The organism is Mesorhizobium sp. LjNodule214 (genome assembly GCF_964252735.1).
Lineage (GTDB): Bacteria > Pseudomonadota > Alphaproteobacteria > Rhizobiales > Rhizobiaceae > Mesorhizobium.
The window spans coordinates 279,574-298,264 of the sequence record NZ_CAXUPE020000003.1; the positions used below are offsets into that span (position 1 = coordinate 279,574).

21 protein-coding genes and 1 pseudogene are annotated in these 18,691 nt (G+C 64.5%); 15 read left to right on the top strand and 7 right to left on the bottom strand.

Features of this window, described 5'->3' with window-relative positions; all coding sequences use genetic code 11:
- Nucleotides 1-136 precede the first annotated feature (136 nt).
- The 12 genes and pseudogenes from ACSQ3Z_RS26525 (at nt 137) to ACSQ3Z_RS26580 (ending at nt 13,243) form a co-directional block, all read left to right on the top strand.
- The gene (locus ACSQ3Z_RS26525) at nt 137-1,831 is read left to right on the top strand and encodes an IlvD/Edd family dehydratase (RefSeq protein WP_436174253.1); all 1,695 of its coding nucleotides are present in this window, start codon (nt 137-139) and stop codon (nt 1,829-1,831) included.
- Nucleotides 1,828-2,754 carry an amidohydrolase family protein gene (locus ACSQ3Z_RS26530; RefSeq protein WP_436174254.1) on the top strand — a complete coding sequence of 309 codons (927 nt, stop codon included), beginning with the start codon at nt 1,828-1,830 and terminating at the stop codon, nt 2,752-2,754. Before ACSQ3Z_RS26525 ends, ACSQ3Z_RS26530 begins: the two co-directional genes overlap by 4 nt.
- Nucleotides 2,751-3,674 (top strand): dihydrodipicolinate synthase family protein, encoded by a 924-nt coding sequence (locus tag ACSQ3Z_RS26535; protein WP_436174255.1) that lies wholly within the window; start codon nt 2,751-2,753, stop codon nt 3,672-3,674. Before ACSQ3Z_RS26530 ends, ACSQ3Z_RS26535 begins: the two co-directional genes overlap by 4 nt.
- A 116-nt stretch (nt 3,675-3,790) precedes the next feature.
- Nucleotides 3,791-4,756, top strand: a complete 966-nt coding sequence (locus ACSQ3Z_RS26540) for a substrate-binding domain-containing protein (protein ID WP_436174256.1) — start codon at nt 3,791-3,793, stop codon at nt 4,754-4,756.
- A 92-nt stretch (nt 4,757-4,848) separates the two neighbouring features.
- Nucleotides 4,849-6,765: a sugar ABC transporter ATP-binding protein gene (locus ACSQ3Z_RS26545; RefSeq protein ID WP_436174257.1), complete on the top strand. Its 1,917-nt coding sequence runs from the start codon at nt 4,849-4,851 to the stop codon at nt 6,763-6,765.
- A 32-nt stretch (nt 6,766-6,797) separates the two neighbouring features.
- Entirely contained in the window at nt 6,798-7,790 is a 993-nt protein-coding gene (locus ACSQ3Z_RS26550) for an ABC transporter permease (RefSeq protein WP_436174258.1), read from the top strand.
- Between the two features lie 43 nt (nt 7,791-7,833).
- Nucleotides 7,834-8,826 carry a Gfo/Idh/MocA family protein gene (locus ACSQ3Z_RS26555; RefSeq protein ID WP_436174259.1) on the top strand — a complete coding sequence of 331 codons (993 nt, stop codon included), beginning with the start codon at nt 7,834-7,836 and terminating at the stop codon, nt 8,824-8,826.
- A gap of 68 nt (nt 8,827-8,894) precedes the next feature.
- On the top strand, nt 8,895-10,991 hold the full coding sequence (locus ACSQ3Z_RS26560) for an EAL domain-containing protein (protein WP_436174260.1): 2,097 nt from the start codon (nt 8,895-8,897) through the stop codon (nt 10,989-10,991).
- 188 nt (nt 10,992-11,179) lie between these two features.
- Nucleotides 11,180-12,049 (top strand): annotated as a pseudogene (locus ACSQ3Z_RS26565) (MBL fold metallo-hydrolase); the annotation flags it as partial.
- A 2-nt stretch (nt 12,050-12,051) separates the two neighbouring features.
- Nucleotides 12,052-12,384: a sulfite-sensing transcriptional repressor BigR gene (gene bigR, locus ACSQ3Z_RS26570; RefSeq protein WP_436174261.1), complete on the top strand. Its 333-nt coding sequence runs from the start codon at nt 12,052-12,054 to the stop codon at nt 12,382-12,384.
- The gene (locus ACSQ3Z_RS26575; protein ID WP_436174262.1) at nt 12,381-12,788 is read left to right on the top strand and encodes a YeeE/YedE family protein; all 408 of its coding nucleotides are present in this window, start codon (nt 12,381-12,383) and stop codon (nt 12,786-12,788) included. Before bigR ends, ACSQ3Z_RS26575 begins: the two co-directional genes overlap by 4 nt.
- Nucleotides 12,785-13,243 carry a DUF6691 family protein gene (locus ACSQ3Z_RS26580; protein WP_436174263.1) on the top strand — a complete coding sequence of 153 codons (459 nt, stop codon included), beginning with the start codon at nt 12,785-12,787 and terminating at the stop codon, nt 13,241-13,243. The genes ACSQ3Z_RS26575 and ACSQ3Z_RS26580 overlap by 4 nt, the downstream gene beginning before the upstream one ends.
- Here ACSQ3Z_RS26580 and ACSQ3Z_RS26585 read toward each other — a convergent pair.
- From ACSQ3Z_RS26585 to ACSQ3Z_RS26600, 4 genes are all read right to left on the bottom strand, one after another.
- Nucleotides 13,215-13,616 (bottom strand): DUF5071 domain-containing protein, encoded by a 402-nt coding sequence (locus ACSQ3Z_RS26585; protein ID WP_436174264.1) that lies wholly within the window; start codon nt 13,614-13,616, stop codon nt 13,215-13,217. The two genes, ACSQ3Z_RS26580 and ACSQ3Z_RS26585, sit on opposite strands and share 29 nt — an antisense overlap.
- Before the next feature lie 40 nt (nt 13,617-13,656).
- Entirely contained in the window at nt 13,657-14,076 is a 420-nt protein-coding gene (locus ACSQ3Z_RS26590; protein WP_436174265.1) for a helix-turn-helix domain-containing protein, read from the bottom strand.
- Nucleotides 14,076-14,378, bottom strand: a complete 303-nt coding sequence (locus ACSQ3Z_RS26595; protein WP_436174266.1) for a type II toxin-antitoxin system HigB family toxin — start codon at nt 14,376-14,378, stop codon at nt 14,076-14,078. Before ACSQ3Z_RS26595 ends, ACSQ3Z_RS26590 begins: the two co-directional genes overlap by 1 nt.
- Before the next feature lie 120 nt (nt 14,379-14,498).
- Nucleotides 14,499-14,687: a hypothetical protein gene (locus ACSQ3Z_RS26600; RefSeq protein WP_436174267.1), complete on the bottom strand. Its 189-nt coding sequence runs from the start codon at nt 14,685-14,687 to the stop codon at nt 14,499-14,501.
- A gap of 279 nt (nt 14,688-14,966) precedes the next feature.
- On the opposite strand from ACSQ3Z_RS26600, the gene ACSQ3Z_RS26605 reads away from it, so the two are divergent.
- Complete coding sequence (locus ACSQ3Z_RS26605) at nt 14,967-15,326, top strand: SPW repeat protein (protein WP_436174268.1); 360 nt, start codon at nt 14,967-14,969, stop codon at nt 15,324-15,326.
- A 277-nt stretch (nt 15,327-15,603) separates the two neighbouring features.
- Here the strand turns inward: ACSQ3Z_RS26605 and ACSQ3Z_RS26610 are convergent, their stop codons facing one another.
- Together ACSQ3Z_RS26610 and ACSQ3Z_RS26615 are read right to left on the bottom strand one after the other, a co-directional pair.
- A complete protein-coding gene (locus ACSQ3Z_RS26610; RefSeq protein WP_436174269.1) occupies nt 15,604-16,389 on the bottom strand; it encodes a DUF2971 domain-containing protein in 786 nt (261 codons plus the stop codon).
- A 73-nt stretch (nt 16,390-16,462) separates the two neighbouring features.
- The gene (locus ACSQ3Z_RS26615; RefSeq protein ID WP_436174270.1) at nt 16,463-16,933 is read right to left on the bottom strand and encodes an Lrp/AsnC family transcriptional regulator; all 471 of its coding nucleotides are present in this window, start codon (nt 16,931-16,933) and stop codon (nt 16,463-16,465) included.
- 156 nt (nt 16,934-17,089) lie between these two features.
- On the opposite strand from ACSQ3Z_RS26615, the gene ACSQ3Z_RS26620 reads away from it, so the two are divergent.
- Together ACSQ3Z_RS26620 and ACSQ3Z_RS26625 are read left to right on the top strand one after the other, a co-directional pair.
- Complete coding sequence (locus ACSQ3Z_RS26620; protein ID WP_436174271.1) at nt 17,090-17,842, top strand: tryptophan 2,3-dioxygenase family protein; 753 nt, start codon at nt 17,090-17,092, stop codon at nt 17,840-17,842.
- A gap of 109 nt (nt 17,843-17,951) precedes the next feature.
- A complete protein-coding gene (locus tag ACSQ3Z_RS26625) occupies nt 17,952-18,365 on the top strand; it encodes a DoxX family protein (RefSeq protein ID WP_436174272.1) in 414 nt (137 codons plus the stop codon).
- 5 nt (nt 18,366-18,370) lie between these two features.
- Here the strand turns inward: ACSQ3Z_RS26625 and ACSQ3Z_RS26630 are convergent, their stop codons facing one another.
- Nucleotides 18,371-18,676 carry a hypothetical protein gene (locus ACSQ3Z_RS26630; protein ID WP_192180039.1) on the bottom strand — a complete coding sequence of 102 codons (306 nt, stop codon included), beginning with the start codon at nt 18,674-18,676 and terminating at the stop codon, nt 18,371-18,373.
- Nucleotides 18,677-18,691: the final 15 nt, after the last annotated feature.

Consider the following 18,691-nt stretch of genomic DNA (forward strand, 5'->3'; position numbering starts at 1 on the left):
AAGGATTATTGACAATCTTAACCGCGTGCCTATGGTGCGACGTCAGCGGTGGCCCTCGCTCCGGCGACGCGGTCCCGATGTCAGCGCAAATTGAGTCCACAGGTGTCGATTGGTCTATCGCGGCCTCAGAAAGGGAGTGACCAGCTACGGCGACGCGACCTTTTCGCTGTTTTTGCGCAAGGCCTTCATCAAGGCCGCCGGCTACTCCGACGATGCGCTGGACCGGCCGATCGTTGGCGTCGTCAACACGACCAGCGACTACAACCCCTGCCACGGCAACGCGCCGCAGCTGATCGAGGCGGTCAAGCGCGGCGTCATGCTGTCAGGCGCGCTGCCGATGGTGTTCCCGACCATCTCGATCCACGAATCCTTCGCCCACCCGACCAGCATGGTGCTGCGCAATCTGATGGCAATGGACACCGAGGAGATGATCCGGGCGCAGCCGATGGATGCGGTCGTCGTCGTCGGCGGCTGCGACAAGACGTTGCCGGCGCAGATCATGGGCGCGATCAGCGCCGACCTGCCGACGGTCGTGGTTCCGGTCGGGCCGATGGTGGTCGGCCACCACAAGGGCGAGACGCTCGGCGCCTGCACCGACTGCCGCCGGCTCTGGTCGGGGCATCGCGCCGGCGAGATCGACGCTGCCGAGATCGAGCTGGTCAACGGCCGGCTGGCCCCGTCCGTCGGCACCTGCATGGTGATGGGCACCGCCAGCACCATGGCCATCATCGCCGAGACGATTGGCCTCACCGTGCCCTTTGCCGCTTCCATTCCGGCGCCGCTGGCCGAACGGGTTCGTTCGGCCGAAGCGTCGGGGCGCGTCGCCGCCGCGCTTGCCGTCAGCGGCAGGCCGTTTCCCAGCGAACTCGTCACCCCGGCAGCGCTGCACAACGCCATGGTTGTCATGCAGGCGATCGGCGGCTCGACCAACGGCATCATCCACCTTGCCGCGATCGCCGGCCGGGCAGGGCACGCGATCGATCTCGCCGAGTTCGACCGGATCGGCCGCGAGGTGCCGGTGCTGGTCGACCTGAAGCCGTCGGGCGAGCACTACATGGAGCATTTCCACGAGGCGGGCGGCGTGCCGCGGCTGCTCGCCGAACTCACCGGCTTCCTCGATCTCAACGTTCCCGTCATCGGCGGCGGCACGCTGGCCGACAGGGTGATGAAGCGCGAGCACATGCACGACCAGCATGTCATCCGGCCGCTCGGCCGGCCGTTGAAAGCGCAAGGCGCCATGGCCGTGCTGTCGGGCAATCTCTGCCCGCGCGGCGCCGTCATCAAGCATTCGGCGGCGTCGCCGGCGCTGATGCAGCACACCGGCCGCGCCGTGGTCTTCGAATCGGTCGCCGACCTTGCCGAGCGCATCGACGATCCCGATCTCGACGTCGGGGCCGACGATGTGCTGGTGCTGCGCAATGCCGGTCCGAAGGGCGCGCCCGGCATGCCGGAGGCCGGCTACATTCCGATCCCGAAGAAGCTCGCCGCCGAAGGCGTCAAGGACATGGTCCGCCTGTCGGACGCGCGCATGAGCGGCACCGCCTTCGGCACCGTCATCCTGCATGTATCGCCGGAAGCCGCCGCCGGCGGTCCGCTCGCTCTGGTGCGCAACGGCGACCGGATCAAGCTGGATGTCGCCGGGCGGCGGATCGACGTTCTCGTCGACGACGCGGAACTGGTCAGGCGCGCCGCCGCGGCACGGCCCACCGTCGAGCGGCCCGAACGCGGCTATGCCCAGCTCTACCACGACCATGTGCTGCAGGCCGACCAGGGCTGCGACTTCGATTTCCTCGTCGCCAGGCCGGCGCACCGCGAGGAGGCCGGCGAATGAACGCAGCACGCCCCTCGATCACCGCGGAACCACGGCTCTGCCTGCCGCCCAATGCGCCGGTGCGGCGCAATGCCAACCGCCTGCCGCCCGGAACCTGCGACACGCACGCCCATGTCTTCGGGCCGGTCGCGCGCTTCCCGCTCGACCCTGGCCGCGGCTACACGCCGTCGCCGGTCACCATCATCGACTATCGCCGGGTCATGGACGCCTATGGCATCGAGCGCGCGGTGCTGGTGCATCCGAGTGTCTACGGCTTCGACAACAGCGTGCTGTTCGAAGCGCTGGAGACGATGCCCGACAGGCTGCGCGGCGTGGCGGTGATTTCGCCCAGGGCACCGCAGACCCTGTTCGCCTGGGCGCATCGGCTCGGCGTGCGCGGCCTGCGCATCAACCCGCGCAATCCGGCTGGCCTGACGATGAAGGATTTTCCAGACGTCGCCGAGCGCATCAAGCCGTTTGGCTGGCACATCCAGCTGCAGGTCGATATCGAGGATTTTTCCGATCTGGGCCACGTCGCCGCCGCTGCGGACGTGCCGGTTATCATCGACCATTTCGGCTTCCCCGACCTGGCGCGCGGCCCCGGTGGCCGCGCCTTCGCCGAACTGGTCGAACTGGCGGCCGCCGGCAAATGCATCGTCAAGATGTCGGCGCCCTATCGCGTCGCCCCGGATCGCTACGCCGCGCTCAAGCCTTTCGTCGGGCGCCTCGTCGACCGCGCACCGGCCTCGCTGATCTGGGCGCTCGACTGGCCGCACACCGAATGCTTCGAGGCGGTGCCCGACGACGACGCCATTCTCGACCTCGTCTGGGATTGGCTGCCTTCGGAGGAATTGCGCCGGCAGGTGCTCGTCGACAACCCGAGCCGGCTGTTCTTTGCCGATGGCGAGCCCGATTCAAGCAAAGCTTCCGGATCCAAAGCATGAAGACCCTGAAAGGCGTCATCGCCGCCCCGCCCACGCCGCTCAACGCCGATCTTTCGATCGACACCGACCACCTGATCGGCCATTGCCGCTGGCTGCTCGGCGATGGCGGCTGCGACGGCATCAATTTGCTCGGCACCACCGGCGAGGCGACATCGTTCTCGGTCGAGCAGCGCATCGCCGCCATGCGCGCGGTGGCGCAATCCGGTATTCCGCTGCAGCGCATGATGGTCGGCACCGGCGCCTCGGCGCTGGCCGACGCGGTGGCGCTGACCAAGGCCGCGCGGGAGCTGGGTTTCGCGGGAGCACTGCTTCTGCCGCCCTTCTATTACAAGGGCATCGATGCCGAGAGCCTGGCCAACCATGTCGGCGAGGTGATCGCCAAGGCCGGACCGTTCGGCCTGAAGATCTACCTCTACCACATCCCGCAAAACACCGGCGTGCCCTTCGTTGCCGAAGCCATTGCCCGGCTGCGCGAGCGCTATCCCGACATCGTCGTCGGCCTCAAGGATTCCTCGGGCGACATCGCCTTTTCGCGCTCTTTGGCCGTGCAGTTTCCCGGCTTCGACGTCTTTCCGAGTTCCGAGGGCAGCCTGACCGAGTGGAAGAGTTCGCGCTTCGCCGGCTGCATCTCGGCCACCACCAACGTCACCGGCGCGCTGTCGCAGATCGCCTGGTCGGATCCCGACAGCGAGAAGGGCCGCCAGGCGGCGGCCTCGGCGATGGCCATTCGCGGCATGCTCGGCGGCTTCCCGCTGATGGCGAGCGTCAAGGCGGCACTCGCCGCAATGACCGGTGTTGGCGGCTGGGAGCGGCTGATGCCGCCGCTGCGCCGCCTGTCGCCGGCCGAGCGAGCCGAGCTGTTTGCGCGGCTCGGCAAGACCGATTTTGCCGCACAGCACGCGCCGGCCACGGCTGGCTGAGACACCGAGTTTACGGAGCAGGAAGGGGAGGTCCGTCGGAGGAATTCGAAAAGCCAGCGCGCCGACCGGACCTCGGGCGCGCATCGCAGGAAAAACATCAACGGAGGAGAACGGAAATGAAAAGACGTACATTCATCGCACTCGCCGCGGCAGCGGCGGCAGCAACGACCATCAGTGTTTCGCCCGTCTTCGCGCAATCGAAGGAGATCGTCTATCTGGCCCCGGCGCTCGACGTGCCGTTCTGGCGCACCGTTGCCAAGGGCGTCGAGGCCGGCGCCAAGGAAGGCGGCTACACCTTCCAGGCGCTGGAGGCGCAGAACAACGCCCAGAAGCAGCTCACCAACGCACAGGACGCGATCACCCGCGGCGTCGCCGGCATCGTCATTTCGCCGACCGATTCCTCGACCGCACCGAGCGTCTTGAAGCTCGCCGCCGCAGCCAAGATCCCGGTCGTCATCTGCGACATCGGCACCACCGAAGGCGACTATGTCTCCTTCATCGCCTCCGACAACACGGCCGGCGCCAAGGGGGTCGGCGAGGCGGTCGCCGCGGCGGCGAAGGCCAAGGGCATGAAGGAAGCGCCCTATGGCATGATCACCATTTCGCTGGCCCGCATCAACGGCCAGAAGCGCACCGACGGCTTCCGCTCGGCGATGGAGGCGGGCGGCTACGGCAAGGAGATCGCGCTGCAGCAGATGCAGGCCTACACGGCCGACGAATCCTTCAAGTTCGCGCAGGACATGCTGACCGGCAATCCGAACCTGAAGGCGATGTTCATCGAGGCCGACACGCCGGCCATGGGTGCGCTGCGCGCCATCAAGGCCAGCAACCGCTCCGGCGACATCATCGTCGGCGCCTTTGACGGCATTCCCGAATTCGTCGATCTCCTGAAGAGCGGCGAACTGACAGCGGCCGGCATGCAGCAGCCCTGGCTGATGGGCGAGACGGCGGCCAAGTCGCTGACCGAGCACCTTGCCGGCAAGACGCCGCCGAAGGAGGTTCTGGTGCCGGTGATGATCGCCACCAGCACCAACATCGAAGAGCTGCTTCCCGAAGCCAAGAAGAACGTCTTCGGCGAGTAGCGTCGGCATGCTTCAATCGCCGCGCCGGACCGTTCGGCGCGGCTTCTTCCAGCATGATCCCCAAAAGTGGGAACCGGTTTTCGGAAAAGATCATGCTGAAACAAACAGACGAAGGCATGATGCAGGCGGCAGCAGCGAAAGAAACCCTGTTCACGGCAAGCGGCGTCGAGAAATCGTTCGGCCGCACCCGTGCGCTCGCCGGTGCCTCGATCACGTTGAGGCGCGGCGAGATCCACGCTCTGCTCGGCGCCAACGGCGCCGGCAAGTCGACGCTGTCGCGCGTCATCTGCGGCCAGATCCGGCCGGATGCCGGCGACATCGCCTTCAGGGGTAAGCCGTTCTCGATCCGCCGCGCCCGCGACGCCATCGATGCCGGCATCTCGCTGGTGATGCAGGAAACCAGTCTCGCCCCCGATTTGTCGGTGGTCGAGAACATTTTTCTCCCCGAGCTCGGCCGGCCCGGCCTGCCCAGGTTCGGCGAGATGCGACGGAAAGCCGAGGACATACTCTCCCGCCTCGGCCAGCGCGCGCAGTTGCCGCTCGACGGCGACGTGCGCGCGCTTTCCGCCGCGCAGCGCCAGTTGGTCGAGATCGCCAAGGCGCTGGCGCTGGAGTCCGACCTCATCATCTTCGACGAACCGACAGCATCGCTCAGCCCCGGCGAGGTCGAGCGGCTGTTCGACATCATGGTCAAGCTGCGCGACGAGGGCAGGGCGCTGGCTTTCGTCTCGCACCGCCTGGAGGAAGTGTTCGCCGTCACCGACAAGGTCACCGTGCTGAGGGAAGGCCGCACCGTCGCCGCCGACGTCGCCACCGCCAAGCTGACCCAGACCGAGCTGATCCGCCACATGGTCGGCAGGGAGCTCAGCCAGATCTACATGGAGCGGGCGCCGAGCGCGCATGCCGAAAAGCCGGTCGTGCTGGAAGTCGAGAACCTGAAAAGCGCACCGCTGGTCCGCGACGTCTCCCTCAGCCTGCGCCGCGGCGAGATCGTCGGTCTCGGTGGCCTGGTCGGTGCCGGACGCTCGGAGACGCTGGAAACAATCTTCGGGTTGAGGCGCCGCGACGCCGGCAGCGTGCGCCTCAACGGCAAGCCGTTTGCGCCGCGCAAGCCCGCGCAATCGATCCGCGCCGGCATCGGCTTCGTGCCGGAGGACCGCCGCCGCCAGAGCATCGTGCCGGACCTCAGCGTCAGGGAAAACCTTCTGCTCGCCCATCTCGGCGCCCATCGCGGCTTTGGTCTCGCCTATCGCCGGCGTGACGAGAAGGTGAGCGAATTGCTCGCTATGCTCGGCCTGCCGGCAGACCGGTTGCTCGACGCCAGCATGCTGAACTTTTCCGGCGGTATGCAGCAGAAGATCATCATCGCCCGCTGGCTGATGCTCGATCCCGAGGTGATCCTGCTCGACGAGCCGACCAAGGGCGTCGACATCGGCACGCGCTCCTCGATCTACGCCATGCTGCGCGCCATCGCCGACCGCGGTGTCGCGGTGCTGATCGTCTCGTCCGACTTCGACGAATTGCTCGGCATCTGCGAACGCGTCGTCGTCATCAGCGACGGCATGTCGATCGCCGACATGCCGAGTGCTGTGCTCGACGAGGAGAAGCTGACGCTGCTGGCCGCGCCGCGCACCTCGATGGAACGCAATGTCCGCTTCCTGCGCGATCTCGCCGCCACCTATCGCGGCGCCGCCTTCTGGGGGCTGATCGAGGACGACAAGCTGTTCTGCCTGAAGGTTGCCGTCGCCGACGAGCGTGCCGCACCCGGCTTCGGCGACGGGGCGGCGGTGGACTTTTCGCAGACGCGGATTCCGGCAGCACTCGCCGCCGCGAAATCGCAATTCGTCGCCGAGGCCGACGGCAGGCTGAACACCCTGATCGTCGATGTCGCGGGCTCGCGCGGCCACGCCATGGGCGCGGCCGGTCTCGTCCTGCCCCGTGACATCGATCCGCCCGACGCCGGCCGATTGGCGGCCGTCATCCAGGCTCATTACGCTGCTCATGACTGACGTCCCCCATGACTGATAAGGAACGCCCCGCAATGGCCGCGAATGAAACGATCGGCACCGCCTATGGGTCGCCGCCGCCACGGCAGGCGCTGAAATGGCTGACGGCACGGCTGGAAGTCAGGATGCTGCTGCTTGCCGTCCTGATCGCCGTGACGCTGTCGTTCGCCTCGCCCTATTTCCTCACCACCATCAATGTGCTGAACCTGCTCGACCAGTCGGTGGTCGTCGGCATCGTCGCCATCGGCATGACCTTCGTCATCCTCACCGGCGGCATCGACCTGTCCGTCGGTGCGGTGGCCGGGCTCACCGGCATCATCTTCGGCCTCGTCGTTCCCGAACTCGGCCTGCCGGTCGGCGCGCTGGTGGCGATCGTCTGCGGCGGCCTGATCGGTCTCGTCTCGGGCGTGCTGATCAGCTATTTCGGGCTCGCCGCCTTCGTCGTCACGCTCGGCATGATGTCGATCGGCCGCAGCCTCTGCTACATCTTCTCCGGCGGCATCTCGGTCTCCAACATCCCGGAGACGCTCAGCGACTTCGTCTACACCAAGGTCGCCTTCATCCCGATGAATGTCTTTGTGCTGCTCGTGCTCTACCTGCTGGCCTATCTCTATCTCGGCTACACCAAGGGCGGCCGCACCATCTATGCGATCGGCTCCAATGCCGAAGCCGCCAGAACCGCCGGCCTCAACGTCGTCGGCTACGCCATCCTGCCCTATGTCGTGTCAGGCGCGCTTTCGGCGGTGTCGGCGCTGCTGCTTGCCGGCAAGATCCTGTCGGTCGATCCGCTCGCCGGCAATCTGCTCGAGCTCGATGCGATTGCCGCCGTCGTCATCGGCGGCGCCAGCCTGTTTGGCGGCCGCGGCTCGATCATCGGCACGCTGATCGGCGTCTTCATCATGGTGATGATCCGCAACGGCCTCAATTTGATGGGCGTCTCGCCGTTCTGGCAGGGCTCGGCGATCGGCGCCATCATCATCGCCGCCGTGCTGGTGGAAAGGCTGGTGAGCCGCCGGGGCGCCCGATGACGTCGGTGCCCTCCAGCGCCGCCCGCATCCGCCAGGAGCCGGCATGACCCAGCGCATTGGCATGATCGGCGCCGGCTGGGTGACGCGCCACCACCTCGATGCATATCGCGCCCTGGCCGGCAGGGCCGCCGTGGTCGCCATCGCCGACCCGTCCGCCGAGGCGCGCAACATCCGCGCAGCCGAATATGGCATTGCCGGCATCCATGCCGACGCCGCCGACATGTTGGCGGCCGAAAAACTCGATGCCGTCGACATCGCCTCGCCGCGCGAATTCCATGCCGCGCATGTTCGGCTGGCGGCGCGAGCGGGGCTGGCGATCCTCTGCCAAAAACCGCTGGCGCCGAGCTTTGCCGAAGCGGAAGCACTGGTGGCCGAGGTCGGCGGCCGCGTCCCGTTCATGGTGCACGAGAACTGGCGCTTCCGGCCGCATTACCGACAGATCAGGCGCTGGCTGGACGAAGCCGGCATCGGCCGTCCGGTGCAGGCACTGATGAGCGTGCTGAGCAGTGGCCTGGTGCCGGATCCCGAGGGTCAGCTTCCGGCGCTGAAGCGCCAGCCGATGCTTGTTTCGCTCGACCAGATGCTGGTCAAGGAGATCCTGATACACCACATCGACACGCTGCGCTTCCTGTTCGGCGAGCTCAGCCTGCGCTCCGCCGCCGTCGGCCGGCTGAGCGATGCGGTGATCGGTGACGACCACGCGCTGCTGTCGATGGTCGCCAGCGATGGAACATCAGTGATCCTGCAAGGCAATCTCCACGCCCGCGGCTATCCCGGCGAGGTGTTCGACCGGCTGGAGATCTTCTGCGAGCGCGGCCGCATCCTGCTCGAGCGCGACCGGCTGACGCTCGACGGCGAACGGTCTGAAGCGGTGACGATCGATCTGGCGGCGAACTACGCCGCATCCTATCGCGACACGATCGCGTGCTTTATCGACGGTCTGGCGGCGGGCCGCATCCTCGAAAACAGCCCCGCCGACAATCTCGGCACGCTGCGCCTCGTCGACGAAGCCTATCGCTGGCGGCGCCCGAGCTGACCTCGTAGTAACGGATTCTTCTCTGCTTTTGTGCACATTGTCCGCGACAGGGTGGACAAAAACCGGGCATGGCAGACGACAAGACACGCAATGAGGAGTTCTGGGCGCTGGCGCTCGAGCGCGCCCATCTCGGCGTCTGGGACTGGGATCTCAAGAGTGGCGCCTGCTATTATTCGCCGATCTGGTCGAAGATGCTCGGCTATGACGAGGGCGAGCTTGCCGACGCGGCCGACCTCTGGCTGCAGTTGACGCATCCCGACGATCGCGAGCGGGCGAAGGCCAGCGGCGACCGCCACATTGCCGGCCTGACCCCCTCTATCGAGACCGAATTGCGCCTCAAGCACAAGGATGGCCACTGGGTCTGGGTGCTGGATCGCGGCGGCATTGTCGAGCGCGATGCGGGCGACCGGCCCGTCAGGCTGATGGGCGTGCAGACCGACATCACCAGGCAGAAAGAGGCGGAAGCCGCCCTCGAGCAGGTCAATGTCCGCTTCCGGTTGGCGCTCGCCGCCAGCGGCACCGGCATCTGGCACCATGATATCGGCACCCACAAGAGCTATTGGGATGCCCGCACCCGCGAGATTTTTGGCCTCATCGCCGATACCGATGAGGTGACGGCCGATCTCTGGCACACCTACCTGCATCCGGACGACAAGGATGCCACCGAGCACGCGCATCAGGTGCCTGTCGGCTCGGATACCGTCATTGCTTCGCAATACCGTATCGTCAAGCGCGACGGCGAAATCCGCCATGTGGAATCCCTGGTGCGCTTCATCGCCACCGGCTCGGCGGGCCAGATCCTCGGCACCGTGCGCGACATCACCGAGGAGAAGAAGCGCGCGCAGGAACTGGCCTATGCCGCCAACCACGATGCGCTGACCGGGCTCTCGAACCGCGCCGCCTTCGACAGGCTGCTGGCCGACCATATCGGCACGGTGCGCCGGCTGCCGCTGGCGGTGTTTTATGTCGATCTCGACTACTTCAAGGCGCTCAACGATTACGCCGGCCATGCCGCCGGCGACCTCGCGTTGAAAAGCGTTGCCGCCGGCATCGTCGGCAGCCTGCCGCCATCCGCGCATGCCGCGCGCCTGGGCGGCGACGAGTTCGCGCTGCTGGTGCCGAATTGCGCAACGAAGCAGGCCGAGCGGCTGGCCGGCGCCATTCTCGCCGCCGTCCGCGACGCCGATCTCGGCACGATGACTTCGCGCAAGCTGGCGGCCAGCGTCGGCATTGCCTTTGTCGCCGACCACAACACCAGCGTGGCCGACGCGCTGGCCTGCGCCGACGACGCCTGCTACGCGGCCAAGGCCGCCGGGCGCAACCGCTTCGCGGTGTTTTCGCCGGAGACGGCGTCGGGCTCCGGCGGCCTCAACGCGGCACGGCTCGCCGCCGACCTGGTCGACGCCATGGAGGACGGCAGGCTGAAGCTGTTCGGCCAGCAGATCCATCTGCTCGGCAAACCCTGGCAGGAGAGCCGCCATGTCGAGGTGCTGGCACGGCTGATCGGGCGCAACGGTCGGATGATCCCGCCGGGCGAATTCATCCCGGTGGCCGAGCGCTTCGGCCTCGCTTCCCGGCTCGACCGCTGGATCATCAGGACGGCGCTCTCGCTGCACGGTCCGGCAATGCGCTCGGGCGCGATTTCGCTCGGCTTCAACCTGTCGGCGCAGACGCTGAGCGACCCGCAGCTGTGGGACTTCGTCGACGCCGCCATCGAGCAGACCGGCGCGCCGCATTCGGGCATCGGCTTTGAGATCACCGAGACCGCCGCCGTCACCAATTTCGACGCCGCCGAACAGTTCGTGCGCAAGGCACGCGAGCGCCGATGCCGCGTCAGCCTCGACGATTTCGGCGCCGGCATGAGCTCGTTCGAATATCTGAGGCGCTTTCCCGTCGACGCCATCAAGATCGACGGCTCCTTCATCGAGAACATCGCCCAGAGCAGTTTTGACCGCGAGATCGTCTCGGCGATATCAGGCATTGCCAGAAGCCTCGGCTGCTCCGTGGTGGCCGAGAAGATCGAACAGCAAGCCGCGCTTGAAATCCTCGAGGGCATGGGCGTCGCCTACGGCCAGGGCTTCTTGCTGCACCGGCCGGAGCCGCTGGAGGCGATTGTTTCTCGAGCGACGGCCCCGGTGGCTTTGCCGAAGAGGCGGCGAGCGTAACCTCTTTTTGTCTGCTTTTTCGAACGTCCCATAGCGCTGGCACCGCAACGCGGGGGAGTTGGCGGCGCCTGTTGACTCCTCATCATTATACATTATATGTAATTGTATATTGAAAAAGAGGACACGCGGTCATGCAGCCAGTCAGGATCACCAATGAGCTCTCGGTCATGGGACAGCCGCCCGTCGCGCGGCCCGTTGTCTGGGGCCTGTTCGATCCGCGCAGCTCGAGCATCCAGTATGTCGTGTCCGACCCGGCGACCAGGCGCTGCGCCATCGTCGATCCGGTGCTCGATTTCGACGAAAAATCCGGCGCGACGGACACCAGCAATGCCGATGCCATCCTTGCCTATGTCGCGGACAATGGGCTGACAGTCGAATGGATCCTCGACACCCATCCCCACGCCGATCATTTCTCGGCGGCCTCCTATCTGAAGGGCAGGACGGGCGCGCCGACCGCGATTGGCGCCCACGTCGTCGATGTCCAGCGTCTCTGGAAAAATATCTACAACTGGCCCACGCTGCCGGCCGACGGTTCGCAATGGGACCGGCTGTTTGCCGACGGCGATCGCTTCAAGGTCGGCTCGATCGACGCGCATGTGCTGTTCTCGCCGGGCCACACGCTGGCCTCCATAACCTATGTGATCGGTGACGCGGCCTTCGTGCACGATACGCTGTTCATGCCGGACAGCGGCACGGCGCGGGCGGATTTTCCCGGTGGCAGCGCGAAGGTTCTGTGGGCATCGATCCAGCGGATTCTTTCGCTGCCGGATGGGACGCGCCTGTTCACCGGCCACGACTACCAGCCGGGCGGCCGCGAGCCGCGCTGGGAAAGCACGGTGGCCGAGCAGAAGCACTCGAACCCGCATATCGCCGGGATCGACGAGGCGGACTTCGTCGCGCTTCGCCAGGCCCGCGACGGCACGCTGCCGATGCCCAAGCTCATCCTGCACGCGCTGCAGGTGAACTTGCGCGGCGGGTGCCTGCCGGAACCGGAAGACAATGGCCGGCGCTATCTGAAACTCCCGCTCGATGCGCTTGCCGGCGCGGACTGGGGCTGATCATGACGATGCCAGCCAAAGCCGCGATGACTCGCGCCGACATGGAAGACAGGGCAGGGGAGGTCGCCGGCCTGCTGCGGACCCTGTCCCATCCCGCCCGGCTGATGATCGTCTGCACGCTGGTCGAAGGCGAATACTCCGTCGGCCAGCTCGAGGAAGAACTCGGCATCCACCAGCCGTCGCTGTCGCAGCAGCTCACCGTGCTGCGCGACGCCGGCATCGTCGAGACGCGGCGCGAGGCCAAGCAGGTCTTCTATCACCTGACGGAAGCCAGGGCCGCGCGCCTCGTCGAGGCTCTTTACACGATCTTCTGCGCCGAGGCGGTCACGCCATGACGCATTACTGGGCTTCGCTTCTCGGCGGCATGCTGATCGGCCTTTCGGCCGGCCTGCTGCTGCTCCTCAACGGCCGCGTCGCCGGCATCAGCGGCATTGTCGGCCGGCTGCTGCTGGCGCGCGCTTCGACGAACGCGGCCTTCGTCATCGGCCTGCTTATCGGCCCGTTGCTGTTTCTGGCCGGCTTCGGCCACTGGCCGTTGGTGACCATCACCGCCTCGCTGCCGATGATCGCCGCCGCCGGCCTGCTGGTCGGGTTCGGCTCGCGCATGGGCTCCGGCTGCACCAGCGGCCATGGCGTTGCCGGTCTCGCCCGCCTATCGCCGCGCTCCTTCGTTGCCGTGCTGACCTTCCTGTCGGCCGGAGTCGCGACCGTTACCCTGATGAGGATCGCCGGACTGTGAATCTCCAGACATTGCGTTTTCTTGCCGCGCTGGTTTCGGGCGGGGTCTTCGGTTTCGGCCTGTCGCTCTCCGGCATGCTCGATCCCGCCCGCGTAAGGGGCTTCCTCGATGTCGCGGGCGACTGGGACCCGAGCCTCGCCTTCGTGCTCGCCGGCGCCGTCGCGGTGGCGATGCTGGGCACGTTGCTGTCGCGGCGCATGAAGCGGCCGGTTTTCGACCGGGCATTCCATCTGCCGCCGGATACCGGCATCGACCGGCGGCTGGTCCTCGGCTCGGCCCTGTTCGGCATCGGCTGGGGCATCGCCGGTTTCTGCCCCGGCCCCGCACTGGCGAGCCTGACGCTCGGCCTCGCGCCGGTCTTCCTGTTCGTCACCGCCATGGTCGTCGGCATGACTGTCTACGACCGCCTCGTCGCCGACCGCAAGATCAGGCGGGCTCGCCGAAATTTCCATTGAGTATCTCGCGTGCAGCGTTACGAACGCCCTCTTTGGACGAGCCATTGGCCGCGAGGTGCTCAAGCTCATCCGTCAGGCAGTCGGCGAGGGCAGGAGAGTAGGCAACGACGCTGACGAGTATCCAGTATATCCAGATGTCGTCGCTACCACGCAGGATCTCGCGCAGATACGGCGCGAGCGGTGGACCGATGCCGGCCAGAAGCGGCTGCAACGCTTGCGCTACCGGCCAATTGATGTCCTGAAGCCATTCGAGGAGCTGCGGCAGGATCGGCTCGATTGCTGGATAGCCGAGCGCCGTCAGTGCGGCGGCCTTGTCGGTATCGAGCTTGTCGACAGGCACCAGATCCGCCAAGTTTTGTTCAGATGAGTTCACCGGGCAATCCTACCGTCGGCATCGGAGCAAACAGGTCGACTTAACGCCCTCTTGCTGCCGCGCGGGCCTTTTTCGCCTCTCCCTCACCTGCAAGGTGGTAAGGCTGGATCAGCACCTCCGCGGGGATGCGCCAGTTCTTGTGAATCCGGTGCGCCATGTCCATCGTCAGCAAGCGCTTCCTGTTCAAGATTTCCGAGGCCCGGGAAGCCGATCCGATGATCTCGGCAAGGGCCAGTTGCTTGAGCCCCGCCATTTCCATGTGGGCGCGAATGGCCGTAACCGGGTCGAGTGTCTCGATCGGGTAGTGTCTGGCCTCATAGGCCTCGATGAGATCGGCCAGCACATCGAAGCGATCGCCATCGGGAGAGCCGACCTCGGGCTCGTTCTCGAAGTATCTGGTGATCTCCGCGATCGCCCAATCATAGTCGTCTTCGGTTTTAAGAGGGCGAATGTTTTCCATCACACTGTCTCCGCATCGATCCTGTCGTACTCGGCGTGGGTGCCGACGAATTTGATCAGCACCCGCTTGTAGGTATAGCTGACATGCACGATGACCCGATACTTGTTGCCGGCGATGTCGAAGATCGCGCGGTTGTCGCTCACGAAATCCACATTCGCACCGAATTGGGCCTTGATGTCAGCGGGGGTCTTCCACTCGGCCTTGTCGACCACCTGATACCAGGCAGTCAGCGCCCCCTTCGACTGGGCATGTCTGGTCCAGAAGGTGACAAGGGTCTTTCTGCTGACGATGCACGCCTGCATATGGCAAATTCCCAATACGGGAACAAGGCATAAATTCCCAAAGCGGGAAACGGTTGCGGCTTTGGCAGGACGCTGTGGGCTTCTGCGACCCGTCCAGCGCGAGCAACACGCGCGCGGAAACTACTTCTTGCGCCGGCCGCCGGCCGCCTTCGCCATGCTCACAGACCCTTGCGCCTCGCGCATCATCCTCAGCGCTTCGTCCCTGGTCAGCCCGCATTTGCGCGCAAAATAGCTCGCCTCCTCATAGGCTTCCGCCTGGGAGACCGCCGATATGCCGGAAGCTGCCGGCTTGGATTTCTTCTTGGCCATCGCATCGCCAACGCTGAATCATTTTAGTCAGCTAATATAGTATCATTGTTTGCCAATGCAAAAGGCGGAGATTGTGATGGCTGATGGCGGGCAGCGCCATCCGGCGGGCCTTGCCGGTGGTCAGCGCCGGGCGGTTCCGGCGCCGCCCGGACCTCCGCCGGACACCGGCGCCGGCAGCCCATCCTTGAAGGCCCATTGAAGCGTAATTATATCAATGACTAAGCGTGCGGTGCACGCGAAACGTAGTGCTTTTGTCAAGCTTCATTCATGGAGGTTGTCATGGCAATGAAACTGATGGAAGGAAGAAAGGGCCAGGATTGGATCAATCTGGTCCTTGCGATCTGCCTGTTCATCTCACCCTGGATCATCGGCTTTGCCGCTGAAACCACGCCTGCGTGGAACGCCTGGGTTGCCGGCTTCGTGCTCGGCGCCCTGGCCCTCGCGACGCTTTCGGCGTTTGCCGAATGGGAAGAGTGGGCGAACCTCGTTATCGGGCTTTGGCTGATCGTTTCGCCCTGGCTGCTTGGCTTCATGGCCAGCACCAACACGATGGCGACGCATGTCGTCCTCGGCGTGCTGGTGGTTGCCGCGTCGGCCTGGGCGGTCTGGGACTTCCGCCACCCGCACGCGCATGCGTGAGCGGTGACGGCAGGCTAGGCGGGGCCCGGCGCGGGAGCGGCGGGCTCATTGGACTATCGGGGCACAGGGGGCGACCGGTGCGGCTTCACGAATTGCTGCAACCGGAAAGCTTTTCGTGCATTCTTGGGAATGGCCCCGATGCTGCGTTCCGATATCCCGGCAAAATGCTGCTCCTACTGCGGCGGGCGAGACCACGATTACGAGGACTGCCCGAAGCGCAAGGCCGACATCGAGAAGCAGGTGCCGACGCCACGGGAACCGCAGCCGGCCGATGCGCCTAGGTTCTAAATGGCACCGACGAAACTTTCACGGGGATGTCGACCTTATATTTTAGGAGCAGTTGTCTTATGCTTTGAGCCGTCAACTCTGGATCCGGCCCAGGTCCGACTGTAATGGATTCAAAACCCATCTCATCAGCTTTCTCCGGCCCGATTTTTAGATAGGGAACGAGCACTCCACGCGATGTTCTAAAAAAGACCTCATCGTCTTTCATCGGTCTAGTGACAGCTCTCCATTCTCTCTCGTCGCGAAAACCATAGTGTTTGCAGAGCGGTATACGTCGAGTGATTTCAGAAAGAGCCGCCCTGGTTAGTCTGTCGTCGTCAAAATTATTCTTGTACGTCAGAGACAATCCTTCCGTTAGGAATTTGATTTTTTCTTTTTCAACGTAAAGTACAGCACTAAGTTTGACACTATGATCAGAAAGCATTGACTTGAGTTTGGTTGTCCTGAACTGGATTGAAACATTCTGATTGGCTTGCCCGTATCCCCGCCAGAGACTTAGCTCATCCGAGCGTTGGCAAAAGCAAACCGCGTAGATATCAGGAATGCCAGACTTATCGATTTCCGCTACTGCGTTCTTGAGCGCAGTAGTCCAGCGGCTGTTGGCCCTTCCACGATTTCCTTTTAAGATTTTTCTAAGATATTCGAGGTCATGTCGAAGTTCTTCCCTGTCATTTAGAAATGAGACATTAGAGGCCCAGAATTGGCCTTTTTCAATGATCCCAAGAAGTCCAGAGAGATCGGTATAATGGCTCAATTTATTCGGATTGCTTGTAACCATTTCTACCCCCTACACTAATCCTATCAGGTTTAGTCGACACTGCAACGTTACATACCTGAAGGCCGGCCGGCCACTACCCCCTCAGCGCATGCCCCACCGCATCGGCGAACGAGATATCGCCCTTGATCTCGCGCATCGCCATCGAGGTGATCGTTCGGCGCACGCCGGGCAGGCGGCTGAGCTCTTCGCGCAGCATCCTGTCCAGCGCCATCATGTCGACGGTGACGATCTGCAGCAGATAGTCGGCCTCGCCCGTCGTGGCGTGGCAGCGGCGGATCAGCGGATGTCTTTTCACCGCCGCCTCGAAGGCGTCCGACACTTCGAAGTCGATCGACACCTGGATGAAGGCCTCGATGCCGAAGCCGATGCGCGCCGGGTCGATCTGCGTGGTGTAGCCGCGGATGATGCCGGCGTCCTCCAGCGACTTGACCCGCTTCCAGCATGGCGTCTTGCTCAAGCCCACCTCGTCGGCGAGCACGGCAAAGGAGATTCGCGCATCGCGCTCCAGCGCCGCGACGATCCTTCGGTCGAGAGCATCCAGCACAGATCGTTCTCCTGATTTCCAAAACAGGCGATTATCGTACTCCATTTCCTCTTATTCGGATAACACAAAGGAACAATGTTCGAGCCGAAAGCGTCTATCATGGCGACCTGAACCGAATGGATGCCCCGAGCCAGAGGCCGGGCAGGGGAGAACACCATGCACAAGCCCGATTATCACGCCCGTATCGAAGCGCCGGAGATGCGCGACTACGGCGTCTACCTCAAATGCGACAAGCTTCTGCAATGCCAGAAGCCGCTGGCCGAGATGGTCAACGCCGACGAATTGCAGTTCCAGATCGTGCACCAGGTCGAGGAGCTGTGGATGAAGCTCATCGCCTACACGCTGGTCGACGTCCTCGATTATCTGGAGAAACAGGAAACCCACCGCATCGTCACGCTGATGGGCAGGGTGCACCGTCTCATGCGCATGATGACGGCGCAGCTCGACCTGCTCGAGACCATGTCGCCCAAGGAGTACCAGCAGATCCGCCTGCAGCTCGGCAATGGCAGCGGCCAGGAATCGCCGGGTTTCAAGCTGCTTTTGCGCATGCCGCCGGATCTGTGGCGGGCCTTCAAGGCTTCATACCTCGATGGCCGCGGACTGACGGTCGAGGACGTCTACGATGCCCATTATGACCACGGCGACTCTTACGTCGTCGCCGAGGCGCTGATCGAGTTCGACGAGCTGTTCCAGAAATTCCGCGCCAACCATCTCTACCTCATCCACCGTTCGATCGGGCTCGGCTCGAAATCGCTGAAAGGTCGGCCGGTCGAAATGCTGGAAGGCGGCGCCCGCCACCGCTTCTTCCCCGAGCTCTGGGACATACGCTGCGACATGACCGACCGTTGGGGCCATGCCTATGGCACGGTGAGGGAGTCGATCAGCCACCCGGAGGCGAAGGCGGGGTAGGGGCAGCGTCCTTGCCACTCCCCCATCAAAACTATTTCACCCGTGATGTCGGCACCGCCGCCCTTCGCCCGTCCTAAGGACGCGAACCGCAGCAAACCCGGAGGACATCATGGAAACCGTTCAAGCGCCGTGGCAGACCGCTGCCATCCTCATTGGCCGGCTGATCTTCGCCGGCACCTTCCTGATGGCCGTGGCCTTCAAGTTCATGGATATGGGCGCGACCGCCGGCTACATCGCCAGCGTCGGCTTCCCGTTGCCGCTGTTCCTCGCCTGGTGCGCGGCGATCCTCGAAACGCTTCTGGTCATCGCCTTCCTCACCGGCGCCTTCTTCACGCCGGCCGCTCTCATTGCCGCGGCCTATGTGCTGTTCCTGGCCTTTGCCTTCCACGGGCCCTCGCACTGGACCGGCAACCAGGCCGAGTTCGGCTCCTTCATCAACCATTTCACCTTCCTCGCCGGCCTGCTGTTTGCCGCGGTGCATGGGCCGGGCAGCGTGCTGGCGTCGAAGCTCGGCAGGGTGTGAGGGCCTCACATCTGATCGTTGTAAGGTTCCTTCATCTGGCCGACCATGCGCGCCAGTTTCGAGAAGGACGGCATGTCGGCCTCCGGCTGGCACTGGTTGGCGAGTTCCAGGAGCCGGATCGGGAAATTGACGGCATCGCGGCTCGATGCCGACATGCCCCCGGAGCGTTCCTCGCCGGTTTCGCAGGCTTCCGCCTTGCGCAAGGCGATGTCGATCTCCTCGACCGACAGCAGGCCCTTGCGGACCAGCACCTGGTTGATCGACGCGACGGCCATCAGCAGGCCCTCAAGTTGCAGATTGGCGACGTTCATGGCTTTGTCTCCATT